This is a genomic window from Xylanibacter ruminicola 23 (assembly GCF_000025925.1).
GTDB classification, from domain to species: Bacteria; Bacteroidota; Bacteroidia; order Bacteroidales; family Bacteroidaceae; genus Prevotella; species Prevotella ruminicola.
Map to the genome: position 1 here is coordinate 2,248,878 of NC_014033.1, position 13,746 is coordinate 2,262,623.

At 50.0% G+C, this 13,746-nt stretch carries 9 protein-coding genes; 5 read left to right on the forward strand and 4 right to left on the reverse strand.

The genetic code is table 11. The features are described 5' to 3' along the window. The first annotated feature begins 1 nt into the window (after position 1). Positions 2–868, forward strand: a complete 867-nt coding sequence (locus PRU_RS09685) for a Cbp1 family collagen-binding glycoprotein adhesin (protein ID WP_013064364.1) — start codon at positions 2–4, stop codon at positions 866–868. Here PRU_RS09685 and PRU_RS09690 read toward each other — a convergent pair. Genes PRU_RS09690 through PRU_RS09700 form a run of 3 tightly spaced genes read right to left on the reverse strand, consistent with a single transcriptional unit; the run spans position 861 to position 5,870 of the window. Further along, complete coding sequence (locus PRU_RS09690; RefSeq protein ID WP_041386068.1) at positions 861–1,889, reverse strand: PrsW family glutamic-type intramembrane protease; 1,029 nt, start codon at positions 1,887–1,889, stop codon at positions 861–863. The two genes, PRU_RS09685 and PRU_RS09690, sit on opposite strands and share 8 nt — an antisense overlap. Continuing rightward, entirely contained in the window at positions 1,889–4,876 is a 2,988-nt protein-coding gene (locus PRU_RS09695; protein ID WP_013064399.1) for a BamA/TamA family outer membrane protein, read from the reverse strand. The genes PRU_RS09690 and PRU_RS09695 overlap by 1 nt, the downstream gene beginning before the upstream one ends. Before the next feature lie 28 nt (positions 4,877–4,904). After that, a complete protein-coding gene (locus tag PRU_RS09700) occupies positions 4,905–5,870 on the reverse strand; it encodes a hypothetical protein (protein ID WP_041386069.1) in 966 nt (321 codons plus the stop codon). A gap of 398 nt (positions 5,871–6,268) precedes the next feature. On the opposite strand from PRU_RS09700, the gene PRU_RS09705 reads away from it, so the two are divergent. The 4 genes from PRU_RS09705 (at position 6,269) to PRU_RS09720 (ending at position 13,543) form a co-directional block, all read left to right on the forward strand. Further along, on the forward strand, positions 6,269–9,526 hold the full coding sequence (locus PRU_RS09705; RefSeq protein WP_013065462.1) for a SusC/RagA family TonB-linked outer membrane protein: 3,258 nt from the start codon (positions 6,269–6,271) through the stop codon (positions 9,524–9,526). Between the two features lie 20 nt (positions 9,527–9,546). Continuing rightward, entirely contained in the window at positions 9,547–11,232 is a 1,686-nt protein-coding gene (locus PRU_RS09710) for a RagB/SusD family nutrient uptake outer membrane protein (protein ID WP_013063261.1), read from the forward strand. 32 nt (positions 11,233–11,264) lie between these two features. Further along, complete coding sequence (locus tag PRU_RS09715; protein ID WP_143040030.1) at positions 11,265–12,086, forward strand: hypothetical protein; 822 nt, start codon at positions 11,265–11,267, stop codon at positions 12,084–12,086. 245 nt (positions 12,087–12,331) lie between these two features. Further along, positions 12,332–13,543, forward strand: a complete 1,212-nt coding sequence (locus PRU_RS09720; RefSeq protein WP_013064859.1) for an ATP-binding protein — start codon at positions 12,332–12,334, stop codon at positions 13,541–13,543. A gap of 51 nt (positions 13,544–13,594) precedes the next feature. On the opposite strand, the gene PRU_RS16110 is transcribed toward PRU_RS09720, so the two are convergent. Then, the gene (locus tag PRU_RS16110; RefSeq protein ID WP_155949436.1) at positions 13,595–13,696 is read right to left on the reverse strand and encodes a smalltalk protein; all 102 of its coding nucleotides are present in this window, start codon (positions 13,694–13,696) and stop codon (positions 13,595–13,597) included. Positions 13,697–13,746 lie beyond the last annotated feature (50 nt).

The window sequence follows — 13,746 nt, forward strand, 5'->3', positions numbered from 1 at the left end:
TATGAAAAAGTTATTTATCTTCGCTCTGTGCCTTACCGCACTGGCAAGTTGTAATGAGGGCGCCAAGAAAACGGAGAACGCAGCCCGCGCCGAGCGCGACTCGCTGAACCAGGTGATTGCCCAGAAGGATGACGAGATTAACGACATGATGACTACCTTAATCGACATTGAGGACGGATTCCGTGAGATTACCGACGCTCAGAACCGTGTTACCCTGGCCAAGCAGGGCGAGGGTACCAACAGTAAGCAGCGTATAGCCGAGAACTTCCAGTACATCCAGTCGATGATGCAGCAGAACAAGGATCTGATTGCCAAGTTGCAGCAGCAGGCCCGCGAGAGCTCGATCAAGGGCGACAAGCTGAAGAAGATCATCGCCAGCCTGCAGGAGCAGATGGAGAAGAAGGACTTGCAGATAGCCGAGATGCAGGCCCAGCTTGACCTGAAGGATATCCACATCAACGAGCTTAACAACGAGATCAACACCATGCAGGACGACGCTCGCGCCATGAAGAGCGAGAACGACGCTCAGGCTCAGAAACTGCAGGAGCAGGACAAGCAGCTTAACACTGCCTGGTTTGTTTACGGTACTAAGGACGAACTGAAGAAGCAGCAGATTCTGACCAAGGATGGTCTGTTCAGCAAGAGCAAGATTCTGCAGGGCAACTTCAACCGCGAGTACTTCACCAAGATTGATATCCGCGTGGATCGCGACATCAAGCTCTACAGCAAGGATGCCAAGGTACTCACCTCGCACCCCGCCAGCTCGTACCGCTTAACCGCCGATGCCAACAAGCAGCTCATCCTGCGCATCAACGATCCTATCGCTTTCTGGAGCACCAGCAAGTATCTGGTTATCCAGGTTAAGTAATACTACACTCGCTAATCAGGTTGCGAAAGGCATTCACATCAGCCGGATGCAACTTCACTACGGGCGCAATGGTCATCATGGCCGATGCGCCCATATTTTTTTCCATCTGCTTAAACTCCCGATACTTGGCCAGCACCTGTTGGCGCTCATTCTCACCCAACGGGGGGAGCATCCCTGACTCGCGCATCAGGAAACGCACCTTAGCCGTTACCGACAGTTCGGCATGCAGGCGCACATAGCAGATAATATCGAAATAAACCAATGGCGGGAACGATGCCTTGACCGACTCGAGGAAAGCACCTGTAGAGGTGTTTATCAACTGCCCGTCGCGGATACTCTGGAATAGCTGTATCTGCTCGTCGAGCCCCCTGTCGAGCCAACGGTGAATCATATCCACATCGTAGAAGTAGGTCCATGCCAGCAGACCACCCATCACGGCCAATACACTTACAAACTGCATGACAGGATTGAAATGCAGATGGTTATGGCACACGTGCGCAGCAACGGCAGCCACCAGCAGCAGGATGGTCATCACCACATCAAACGGCTTTACCCCCAGTCGCGAGCGCCATCGCTCCGTTTGCCGCACCACCAGCACCAAGCCAGCAGCCACCACGGCACTGCAACCAATGTGCACAAGTGCCACCTCCAACCCACGGAACAGCATGGTGCCCAAGCCAGCATCCTGCCCCAGCACCAGATAGAACAGGTTTTCGAGAATAGAGAACCCGCCACCCACAGCAGCACCGCAGATAACGCTATCGATAAAGAACACCATACGCTTGCGCCCTGCCAGCACCAGTAGCGGCACAGCCTTCACCCCCTCCTCTACTACCGGGTGCGAGCCATCGGGCAGCACCCCATCCAGCCAACTGAACAAGCCAAAGCACACCAGTGCCATGAGCATGCCACCCACCACCAACTGCAGTAGCCTACGCTTGTTTACAAGTGCGAAATGATCAATCTTGTAAACTACCAGTATATATATTATAATAGGTAATAGCGAAGCTACAAACTGCATTATAGTAATTTTAAGGATATCATTAACTCGTTGCCATGCCTGCCGCCAGCAAAGCCCTCGGGGGCAAACAGGTGGCCTAAACCTACCGAGAGTGTCGTCTTCAGATAGTTCACAAACACCAGTTCGGTGCTCAGCTGTAGGCCTGCACTATAATACATCTGATGCTTGGTACCAGGATTCCAGGCCGACAAGCCTGTACCGAAAAGCGAGCACTGTATCCACGTGGGATAGCAGAACAGGGCGCCGAAGTTGTTCAGTCGGATGGGGCGCAGGTTCAGCTCGGTAGTGGCTTTGGCATACGAGTGGGCCTGAATGGCATCGATGTCGGCACCTGGCATGGCCAGCGCAGTGCGATATTGGAAAGCATCGCGATAGTCCACACGGTTATTGCGGAATCCGCCCAGATAGGTATTGCCGAACACCGATTGGGCATCGCCGAAGTTATGCCCGGCAGCCGTACGCAGCCAGAAGGATGTGTTGCGGTCGAACGGCACCAACGTACCGAAATCGCCTGTGGCTTCGATGGATGGATAGAATGTGCCGCCAGCCAGATAGCCATAGCCGCTGATGCCGAGCTGGTAGCCCTGCTCGTCCATCACCCCGCCAAGCGACTTGCGCAGTTTGGATACTTTGCCGTAGATCGATGCTGTCTGCAGCGATTTCACGTCGTTCACCGCTATCTCCTGATACATGGGCAGTGCATCCATGTCGCCATAGGCATCCACCGAGAATCCCCACTCACGGGTGTAGGGGCTTATCATACTATTCGTATAATCGTACGACAGCCCCACCGTATAGCCCTTACGACTGGTACGTCTCGGACCGAACAGATCGTAAAAGTCGGTGTGGTTCCAAGCCGCCTTCAGCTTCCAGAAGTAGTATTGCCACTCCAGGTCGGCGTGCAAGCGGTTCTTCCAAGGGTTGTGGCTCCATGGCGATATGCCCAGCGAGAGACGGATACTGCTCAGTCCCACGGGGTCGTTCACGGCCAAGCGGTAGCCCAGCACCGGTGTAACATGATTCCAACTGTCGGCATCGGTAAAGCCAGAGATGGTGGGATAAGCCCCTGCAAAGCGCATCTCCTTGAGCACATGGTAAGGGGTAATATGGTTGTAAACATCGCCAAACTCGATTCTGGGCAGCGAGTCGCGCAGCAAGCCCACCTGTTCAAGTGCGTCGCGGTTCTGTTCGTAGGCCGCCTGCCCGTACAGCTTTATGGCATTGGCATCGGTCACCACCTGGCGTTTCAGTGTTACCGGTCGCATACCATCGCGCTCAAACTGCAGCGCCAGCAGCTGTCCGGGCTGTATTTCGAGCGGTGCAAACATACCTATGTTGGCATTGGTAAGCATCTCCATCTGTCGGGTGGCGATGTTGATTTGCCAGAGGTTCGACACACCGGTGTAGTAGCTACTGCCCACGAGATACTGATCGTCGAGCGAAAAGCGGAACTGTCCCAGATTGGCATCGCGCCACGTCACCAGTTCTACCGGTTTGTAAATGGCCTGTTCAAACTCCTGGAGGTTAAACAGCAACAGGGTGTGTTCGCCGTTGTCGCCCTGTCGGGTCATCGACAGCCAGGTGCCATCGTGACTCACATCGACATCAAACACACTCACGCCAAACGGGAATGCATAGATGGGCTCGATGTTCTCCAGATTGCTATCCAAGCGCACCACCGTTTGTGTGCCGCCGTTTGATAGCAGTCCGTACAGGCAGTCGTGCGTGTTATCATAAACGATGTTGCCGATACGCTGGTAATTCTTGCGCTTCACCACACGGTTCTGCTGCAGGTCGTACACCTCCAGTCCGCGCCATTTACCATTGTTGGTGGTATAGATGATGCGCTGATGGCGCGTGTCGAGAGCCACGTAGGCAGGATCGTAGAGCGTGGGGCCATTCAGGTTGTGCAGTTTGCGCTGCTTGCCTGTAGCCAGGTCGATTTCGGTGATATGAGCCAACTTGCCTGGGGCATTCATGGCTGCGTAGGCCTTCCCGCTCACAGAGTCGTAAACCAGCGGCGATACCGAGCCCAGCGGTTTGGATGTGACGGGCGTTGTGGGTGTGACGGGATACTGGCGGATGGCAGCCAGATTGGCCTGCTGATGGTGCTGTTCGTCCTGCTTCCAGTCGTCCCACACCTTGCGCAGCGGCTGACCGTAGATTTTCTTAAACTGACTACCGAAGAACGTGCGACTATCAGCCGTGCGATTGTAAAAGGCAATCAGTTTGTCGTAACCGTAGTTTTTGGTGAGATAGTTCACAAACCGCGTACCATACAGATAGGCGTTGGCCCCCACCTGGAAGTCCATGGTAGAGCCTTCGGTTTCGAGTCCCACCACCGAGAAGAGTTTTTCGCCATCGGCGATGATACTGCGAAAGTACATCTCGTCGTAGCCACCGAGTGCGCGCCCTACTCCTCCGCCAAGCCATGTTTCCATAAAACAGGCGATACCCTCGTGATACCAGCGGGGGGCATACCAGCGCGGCACGCACAGATAGCTCCACAGGGCCGAAATGGGTTGGGTATTATCCGTACACACCTTCGTACCAAACAAACTGCGCCAGTGCTTGTCGCGCAGATTGTATTTATCGGTCATCACGGTGTGGGTGTACTCATGCTTAAATAGCTGACGGTAACGCTCGCCCGACGGCGCCACGTAGTACGACATGTTGAGCGGTGCCATACCAATCTGGATGAGCGACCGTGGCAGTGGCGTGGCTCCGCCGTTACCATCGTCCTCCCAGTCGGTCAGCAGTAGCAGTGGCGCTTCAGACTGATAAACCGAGTCGGTGGTCCATATCTGCTGATGCAACGCCTTGCCCAACTGAAAGTTTCGCATCATGTGAGGAATGTAGCGCGACTGGTTCTTATCGAAGAACACCAGGGTAGCTTCATCGGTACGATACTGGAAATAAGTCTGATTCTGCCCCCGAGTCAACATCGGGAACAGAATCAGTATCAATAAGGCAATACGCTTATACATGCTATGATTGCGCACCGTATTGTTAGTTCTACTTTTCTTTTGGGGGATATTTAGGCTTCCTACCCAGAGCCGTTTGCCCGATAAAGCCATTAAGTTGGTTAGGCAGTTTAAAATTCAAAGCAGCGTTAGTCTGATTCATCAGGGCTGTATTCAAGAAGTACACATTCAGTTTTTCACTGTTACAGAAAATGCCCAGTTTCTCGCTATTTGTAACACGACCAGCAAGTACCATATTCAGATTAGTACTCAAATTGAGCTTATTGCAAATCATTGTGTTCAGGCGCATCACCTTCTGTGTAGCATCGGCATGGGCACCGAGTGCGGCCTCGGCCTTTTCTGATGTCAGCAGGTAGCCCTTTTCGTCAAGTGCCTTTGCATCTTCTTTATTAGCTTCGAGAGCAGCGGTCAGCTTCTGATAGTCAACCCACTGGTCGCGCACCAGCTTCAACTGGTCGCTACCCTTGGCATTGGCCAGATACTTGTCGGTAGTCTCGATAAACTGGTCGGCCAGTGCATTCTGCTTCTGCAGCTGGGTGTAGGCCAGCGAGGCATTGATGGTGTTCTGTGTCAGTTCGGGGCATTCCTCACCACTCAGAGCTTTTTCCATTTGCTTGCCAACATCGTTCAGCTGTGCATTCACATTGTTAACCATTTTGCCAATCCCATTCATCTTCTGAATCAGCGGTGCATACTCGGGAATCTTGCCAGCCACCTGGTTCGACAGGTCAACCAGACTGGCAAACTGCTCAGAGCGTAACTGCATCAAAGCATAAGACATCACCATCCCTTCCTGATAATCTGAATCGGTCCTCAGCAACTCTTCCATATTAGTTAGCTTCTCGGCGTCGGCGTCACGAGAGAAACGGGCCACCTTACCAATGTCGCCTTCGGTCTTACTAACGTCAACGGGCCAATTGATTGAATTCGACAACACAAATCCAGCAACAACGACTACTGCTGCAACACTTAGGATAATTAACGTTTTTTTCTTCATAACAATATTGCTTTAGGTTATATGGCTGCAAATTTAAGCAAAAAAATAATACGGTGCAAGTTTTTTAGGAAAATTACACCTTATTATATATAATATGGATGCATATGCATTTATTCATGCATATTATCTGCATAAAACCAATAGGCATAGTAAGAGTTTAAGCCGATAAAAACAGAAAATGAAAGCAAATATTGCGTTTAACTTTCAGATTGTAATTAAAAAGCATTTTTATACTTTTTGATTGACATAAATCAAGCCACCAAGAATAAAAATGCAAAATTTAGGGTCGAAGTGTGATTTTTTTATAATTTTATTTGTTTTTTAGACTTATATACCATAATTTTGCACCTTATCAGAGTTAATATTACAAACGTATAATTAAACAAGAGAGTGAATTTATGAAAAAAAGTCTAACAATGTTGATGGTCAGCCTTTTCCTGTTTGTAGGAACAGCGCTGGCACAGACTAAGATTACTGGTACGGTGCTCTCACAAGAGGACGGTCAGCCCATTATCGGTGCTGCCGTTAAAGTTGTTGGCACAAGTACTGGTATGTTGACAGATGTAAACGGTAAGTTCTCACTGACACTGCCAGAGGGTAAGAAGTCACTGACGATTTCTTATCTTGGCTTTGAGAGCAAGACTGTAAACGCCAAGAACGGTATGCGCGTTTTCCTGAAGGCCGACGCACAGGTTGTTGACGAGGTTATCGTAGTAGCCTTCGGTCAGCAGAAGAAGTCAGCGTTCACAGGTTCAGCTGCAGTAGTAAACTCAGAAGACCTGAAGAAGCACACCGTATCTAACGTAACCAACGCACTTGCCGGTTCGGTAGCAGGTTTGCAGTTGCGTGGTGGTTCTGGTGCCCCTGGTGCCGGCAATGCCGAAATCAGCATCCGTGGTATCAGCTCGCTTTATAGCGAAACCACCCCACTTGTTATCGTTGATGGTGCACCTTATCCCGCATCACTGAGCAATATTCCTGCCGAGGATATCGAGTCGGTATCAGTTCTGAAGGATGCTGCCAGTGCAGCTCTGTATGGTGCCCGTGGTTCGAGTGGTGTAATCATCATCACCACCAAGAAGGGGCAGAAGGATCAGACCAAGATTAATGTAGATGTAAAATGGGGTGCTAACAGCCGCGCCGTTCAGGAGTACGATAAGATTACCGATCCAGCTCAGTTCTACGAGGCTTACTACTCTCAGCTCTACAACTATGGCTACTATGGCCAGGGCATGAGCAACGCTGCCGCCAACCAGTGGGCCAACAGCACCATGCTGAATCACCTGGGTTACAATATCTACACAGTGCCCGAGGGCCAGCAGCTCATCGGTCTTGATGGTAAGATTAACCCTTCAGCCACATTGGGCCGTAAGTACACCGACGAGAACACTGGTGAGACTTACTACATGACTAGCGACGATTGGGCCGATGCTGCTTACAAGACAGCCCTGCGCCAGGAGTACAACGTAAGCATCTCGTCTGGTAACGAGAAGGCTAGCTTCTACGCCAGTCTGGGTCACCTTGACGAGGATGGTATCATCGAGTACTCAAGCTACAAGCGTACCACAGCCCGTATCAAGGCCGACTATCAGGTTAAGCCTTGGATGAAGCTGGCTGCCAACGTTGGTTATGTACACTCTAAACAGTACAGTAACCCTAACATGAGCACTGACTGGGGTTCTACTAACTTGATGTACTACACATCTTACATTGCACCTATCTATCCTATCTACGTACGCGTGATCGACCCAGCAACAGGTCAGCCAGTGATCCGTACCGACGAGAACGGCAATCCACACTACGACTATGGTGTGCCAGGTACTAACTATCATGGTGCCAGCCGTGGATTCCTGCAGACAGGTAACCCACTTGGTTCAAACCGCTACAACGAGACTTACAACATCGGCAACCAGCTGAATGGTAACTTCTCATTGGATATCAACATTCTGAAGAACCTGAAGTTCAACGCCACCAGCACTATCATTCTGGGTCAGACCTCATACTCTTGGTACGACAACGCCCTTTACGGACCAAAGGTTGTAGCTAACGGTGAGTTGAAGAAGGAGCAGATCAACACCCTTCGCCAGAACCACGTTCAGACACTGACTTATGCTCAGGACTTCGGTCTGCATAGCGTTACATTGATGGCAGGTCACGAGTACTGGAATCAGACTTCACGCGACCTCACTGGTCTTGCTCAGGGTGGATTCAGCGCAGATATTAAGGAACTGAATGCTTTTGCCGGTAAGAACCAGGCACAGGTAACCAGCTACACCAACGAGTACAACGTTGAAGGTTACTTTGCTAACGCTCAGTACAGCTACGACGACAAGTACTTCGGAAGCGCTTCATTCCGTCGTGATGCTTCTTCACGCTTTGCCAAGGATAAACGTTGGGGTTCATTCTGGTCAGTAGGTGGTGCATGGATCATCTCTAAGGAGAAGTTTATGCAGAGCACTAAGGGCTGGTTGGATATGCTGAAGATTAAGGCCTCTATCGGACAGCAGGGTAATGATAACACTTCGAGCTTTGCTTATGTAGATACCTACTCACTGACTCCTGCTTCATCTACTCAGATGTCGCCTTCATTCCGTCAGATTGGTAACCCCGACATCACATGGGAGACCCTGACCAACGCCAACATCGGTCTTGAGTTCGGTTTGTTCAAGAACCGCATCCAGGGTAGCATCGACTTCTACTACAAGAAGACTACCGACCTGCTGTTCTGGCTGTCAATTCCTGAGTCTGCAGGTACACGTGGTTACTATGGTAACGTAGGTGACATCCGCAACCAGGGTATCGAGTTCAGCCTCACTGCCAATATCATCCGCAGCAAGCTGGTTGACTGGAGTGTATCAGCCAACATTTCTCACAACGCAACTAAGATTCTGAGTCTGCCTGATTCAAAGATTGGTGAGAACGGTGGTTTCTACGAGAGCAACTACTGGTACACCGTAGGTGGCCCATTGAACAACTATATGAACTATGCTTATGCAGGTGTTAACGACAAGGGTGAGGCCCTGTACTACTACGATGAGGATCTGAGTCCTGCTGGTGGTAAGGTTTCAACCAACGTTATCAGCAAGCCTGGTACCAAGAAGAGCGGCACTACAACCCTGATTGGTGAGGCTTCGCGTTACACCGACAACGGCTCTACCCTGCCAAAGGCATTCGGTGGATTCAGCTCTAACCTGCGTGTAGGCGACTTCGATGCTTCGGTATCATTCGACTATCAGATTGGTGGTAAGGTTTACGATTCAGGCTATGCTAAGCTGATGACTCCTGCCAGCTCTTCTTCTGATGCTGGTTACAACTACCACAAGGACATCCTGAAGGCATGGTCGCCCACCAACACCAACAGCGACATTCCTCGTTTCCAGTATGGCGACCAGTACTCTGCCTACAGTTCTGACCGTTGGCTCACCAATGCCAGCTATCTGAACTTCCAGTCGTTCACTGTTGGCTACACAGTACCTAAGAAGCTCGTTACCCCACTTGGCATCAGCAACATCCGCGTTTATGCTGCGGGCGAGAACCTCTGCTTCTGGTCAGCTCGTAAGGGCTTCGACCCACGCTACTCTTACAAGAGCACAGCTTCTACCAACGTTTATTCACCTGTACGCACAATCTCAGGTGGTGTTCAGCTGACATTCTAAATTATAAAGGAGAGAAGAATATGAAAAATAAGATATTATCAATCATAGCAGCTGGCGCACTGATGACAGGCGCAACAAGCTGTATCAAGGAGATTGACCCACAGACAAGTTACGCCACAAAGGATCAGGTGGCTAACGCTCCAGGTGCTTTCGACAACGCCGTTAGCGCCATCACATCAACACTCGCCGGACAGTTTGTTTACGACAGTGGCGACACTCGTGCTAACGACTTCGGACTGCCTGCATTCTTCCTGATGCGCGACGTTTCTGGTCAGGACATTGCTTATCCATACATCAACTGGTTTGGTGCTTGGTATGGTGCCGACCACCTGGGTCCAAGCTGGGCTAACTCACAGTACCCCTGGACTTACTACTTTAAGTGGATTAAGAGCTGTAACGAGGTTATCTCGCTGGCTGGCGAGGAACCCGATGCCGATAAGAAGGCTGGCGCAGGTCGCGCTTACTTCTATCGCGCATACTTCTATCTCGATCTGGCCCGCATGTTCGCTCAGAAGCCTTATGGTGCTGACAAGAATTCGGAGACAGTTCCCATCGTGACAGAGAAGACAGCTGTTGCCGACCTGGCAAACAACCCACGTGCCACTAACGAGGAGATGTATCAGTTCATCCTGAGCGACCTCGACAAGGCCGAGGAATATCTGGCTGGTTACAAACGCGAGAACAAGTATGTACCCGATCAGAGCGTCGTTTACGGTATGAAGGCCCGTGTATATCTTGACATGCAGGATTGGGCAAATGCCGAGGCTTATGCCAAGAAGGCTCAGACAGGTTATACGCTGATGAGTGCCGACGAGTACACCGATCAGGAAACTGGTTTCAACACACCTAACGGTGCCTGGATGCTGGGACTTACCTATAAGAGCGACGATCCTAACATCACTAAGAACGACGGTGACTCAAGCTGGGGTTCAATGATGTGTATCGAGATCGACCCTGTAGCTTCTGGTTGCGGTTACGCAGCTAACTACGGTCAGCCATTCTGCATCGACTACCACTTGTATCAGACAATCCCTGCAACCGACTGCCGCAAGAAGTGCTACGTTGACTTTGCTATCGACGATATGGCCACTCGTGCCGAGAAGTTAGAGGCCCTCTCTGCTTACAGTGCACACCCCGATTGGCTGCTCGATGGTTCAGGTACAGCCGCTCATGGTAGAGGTTACATCTATACCGTTGGTGGTCTGCCTCTGAAGTTCCGTGTTGCCGGTGGCGAGGCTGGTCGTGCTAACCAGTACATCGGTTGGGTAGTAGCAGTACCTATGATGCGCGTAGAGGAGATGTACCTGATTGAAGCCGAGGCTGCTGGTATGCAGAACGAGGCTCGTGGTATCGAGTTGCTGACCAAGTTTGCTAAGACTCGCGACGCCAACTACGAGTATGGCACTCACAACGAGGCTTACTACAACACCTCTACCTCTAAGTTCCAGAACGAGTGCTGGTGGCAGCGTCGTGTTGAGTTCTGGGGCGAGGGCTTGGCTACATTCGACATCAAGCGCCTCCAGAAGGGTATCATCCGTAGCTATGCAGGTACAAACCACGCCGACCAGTACCAGTGGAACGTAGAGACCACTCCAGAATGGATGAATCTGTGTATCGTACAGACAGAGACTAACTACAACAATGCTTGTACCAACAACCCAGAGCCAATTGCTCCATCAGGAAACTCTGCTCCATACGCTTGGTAATTCATGTTATAACCACTTAAAAGATGAACAAAATGAAAAAGTATTTATATAACATCATGTTCGCCTTCGTTGGAATACTTGCCCTCACGGCATGTAAAGACGAGAGAGGAACAGAGCCCGGAACCGACAGCAATCCTGTTGTAACCATCTATCAGTATGATGCTCAGCTGCCTTTGAGCACCGACAACGATTGCGTTGTACGCGTGGCAGCCAACAGTTCTGTTGAGTCGGCCTACTATCTGGCCGAGAAAGCCGACGACAAAGCCGCTCGCAATCTTGCACCCGATGCTTATGCCGACTATGTAGTAAGCAATGGTACAAAGATCGACAACCTGTCGGCAGGTAACCCTGTAGATCTGACCCTTACCGGTATGATGGGCGACTACGTTATCACCGTTGTAGGTGTTAAAGGTAGCACCAAGTACGCTACCGAGACATCGTTCAAGGGTCTCGACTGGCGCGATATCGCTACTGGTACCTACACCTTCGCTAAGCCAGCCGCTACTGGCCAGACAAGCACTACAGCCACACTGCAGTATTGCGCTAACGTAGATGGTTTGTACCGTATCAAGGACGTATTTGGCGCTGGCTACTCACTGAAGTTCACCGGCACAGGTATGAAGGGTACCGACAAAACTGGTAATTACGAAGTAGTTCGCGTAGCAGCTCAGCCTATTGGTAAGACCTACGGCAACTACGGCGATGTAAGCGTTCGCGACCTTGCTACCTGGCAGAACACAGACGACTATCTCGACAACGCCATGTACGACGATGGCTATTGCTACTTCTGGGTACAGTACTTCGTATCTGCTGGTAGCCTTGGCTACGGTTACGATAAGTTTGTTCCTGAGTGATCTGCAGGACGTATGAAAGAGTAAGATCAATCTCTCTTTTTAATAATTGTCCCCCCGCAAAACCATGTGAATGGCCCGCGAGGGGATTTCTTTTTTTCTAACTGTAGCACTGTAGCGGTGTAGCAAAAGTGTTGCGCACAGACAACATAATTTTATAAAAAGTGTTGCGCGCAAGCAACATTTTTATCAAAAAGTGTTGGTTGTATGCAACATTTTTATTATCTTTGCCCCAAAAATGATAGCTTATGGATGCATTATTTAGAAAAAGCGACCGTTTACTGGCCAATACCAGCACAGAGATTGTACGCGAAATAGCAAATACAATCCATTGGAACGCCCAGCTAATTAGCATTATCGGTGCAAAAGGTGTGGGCAAGTCAACGCTCATTAAGCAGTATATCAAACAGAACTACGAACCTGGCGACAGGAGGGTTTTATACTGCTCAGCTGATACTGTCGACTTTTCAACGCGCACACTGGTGGAACTAGCCGAAGAGTTTACCGTAAGAGGCGGCGAGCTGCTAGCCATCGACGAAATCCACAAGTACAAATCGGGCAATACCGACTGGAGTCGTGAAATAAAGGAAATATACGAACTCTATCCCGACCTGAAGTTGATAGTAAGCGGATCATCACTACTTAAACTAAAAGAAGGCGATGCTGACCTGTCACGACGAGCCGTAAAATATACACTGGCAGGATTGTCGTTTCGCGAAGCTTTACGTTTTTATCATGGATTGGAGTTCGAAAAATGGACGTTAGACGACATTCTGAAGCACCCTTACGATTTATGGCAAACGGTGTCGACTAAGTGCAAGCCCAACGCACTGTTTAAGGAATATCTGAAAAAAGGCTACTACCCCTTTCTACTTGAAGGCGAGGGCGAGTATCACACAAAAATAGAGCAGGTGGTAAACTATATTATTGAAACAGAATTACCCCAGATATGCAAGGTTGACGTGGCCAATGTAAGAAAACTGCAGGCACTTGTGGCGATGATATGCAGCGAGATACCTTTTGCACTAAATGCCAACCGAATTGCCGCAGCCCTTGAAATTGGTCGCGACACGGTGGTGGAATACCTGAAATACCTGGGAGATGCCAAAGTATTAAATCTGCTTTACTCTGAAAAAAAGAAAATAGGCAAGCTCTCGAAACCCGATAAGGTATATCTCGAAAACCCCAATATCATGTATGCCCTAGCCCCTACCAAGGTTGAAATAGGAACACTACGCGAAACCTTTGCCGTGGGCAGTCTCACAGAGTCGCATAATGTTGAATACGGAAAAGCGCAAGGTGATTTTCTTGTTGACTCGAAGTACACATTCGAGATTGGCGGTCGCAGCAAGGATTTCTCGCAGATAGCAGGTATAAAGGATTCGTATATTTTTGCCGACGACTGGGATATGCCCGATGGTGCAAAACTCCCACTCTGGATGCTAGGTTTCTTATATTAATGATAATACAAAAAAATCCCCTCGCTGATGATTCTGCGGGGGGATTCTTTTCTACATGCCCATACAGCTGGTGGCGCCCAGGGCGGTTACTATCGCCGTTGCGATACTTGCAATCATCTGTACGATGAACTTCAGGGTTTCTTTCTTACTCATAATGCTTTTAATAGTCAATGGTTAATAATTTGGCACGGATTAACACGGCT

What these genes read in the sequence shown, in the direction of transcription:
- PRU_RS09690 (WP_041386068.1), bottom strand. Translation starts at nt 1,889, where the DNA reads ATGCAGTTTGTAGCTTCGCTATTACCTATTATAATATATATACTGGTA.
- PRU_RS09705 (WP_013065462.1), top strand. Translation starts at nt 6,269, where the DNA reads ATGAAAAAAAGTCTAACAATGTTGATGGTCAGCCTTTTCCTGTTTGTA.
- PRU_RS09720 (WP_013064859.1), top strand. Translation starts at nt 12,332, where the DNA reads ATGGATGCATTATTTAGAAAAAGCGACCGTTTACTGGCCAATACCAGC.
- PRU_RS09700 (WP_041386069.1), bottom strand. Translation starts at nt 5,870, where the DNA reads ATGAAGAAAAAAACGTTAATTATCCTAAGTGTTGCAGCAGTAGTCGTT.
- PRU_RS09710 (WP_013063261.1), top strand. Translation starts at nt 9,547, where the DNA reads ATGAAAAATAAGATATTATCAATCATAGCAGCTGGCGCACTGATGACA.
- PRU_RS09695 (WP_013064399.1), bottom strand. Translation starts at nt 4,876, where the DNA reads ATGTATAAGCGTATTGCCTTATTGATACTGATTCTGTTCCCGATGTTG.
- PRU_RS09685 (WP_013064364.1), top strand. Translation starts at nt 2, where the DNA reads ATGAAAAAGTTATTTATCTTCGCTCTGTGCCTTACCGCACTGGCAAGT.
- PRU_RS09715 (WP_143040030.1), top strand. Translation starts at nt 11,265, where the DNA reads ATGAAAAAGTATTTATATAACATCATGTTCGCCTTCGTTGGAATACTT.
- PRU_RS16110 (WP_155949436.1), bottom strand. Translation starts at nt 13,696, where the DNA reads ATGAGTAAGAAAGAAACCCTGAAGTTCATCGTACAGATGATTGCAAGT.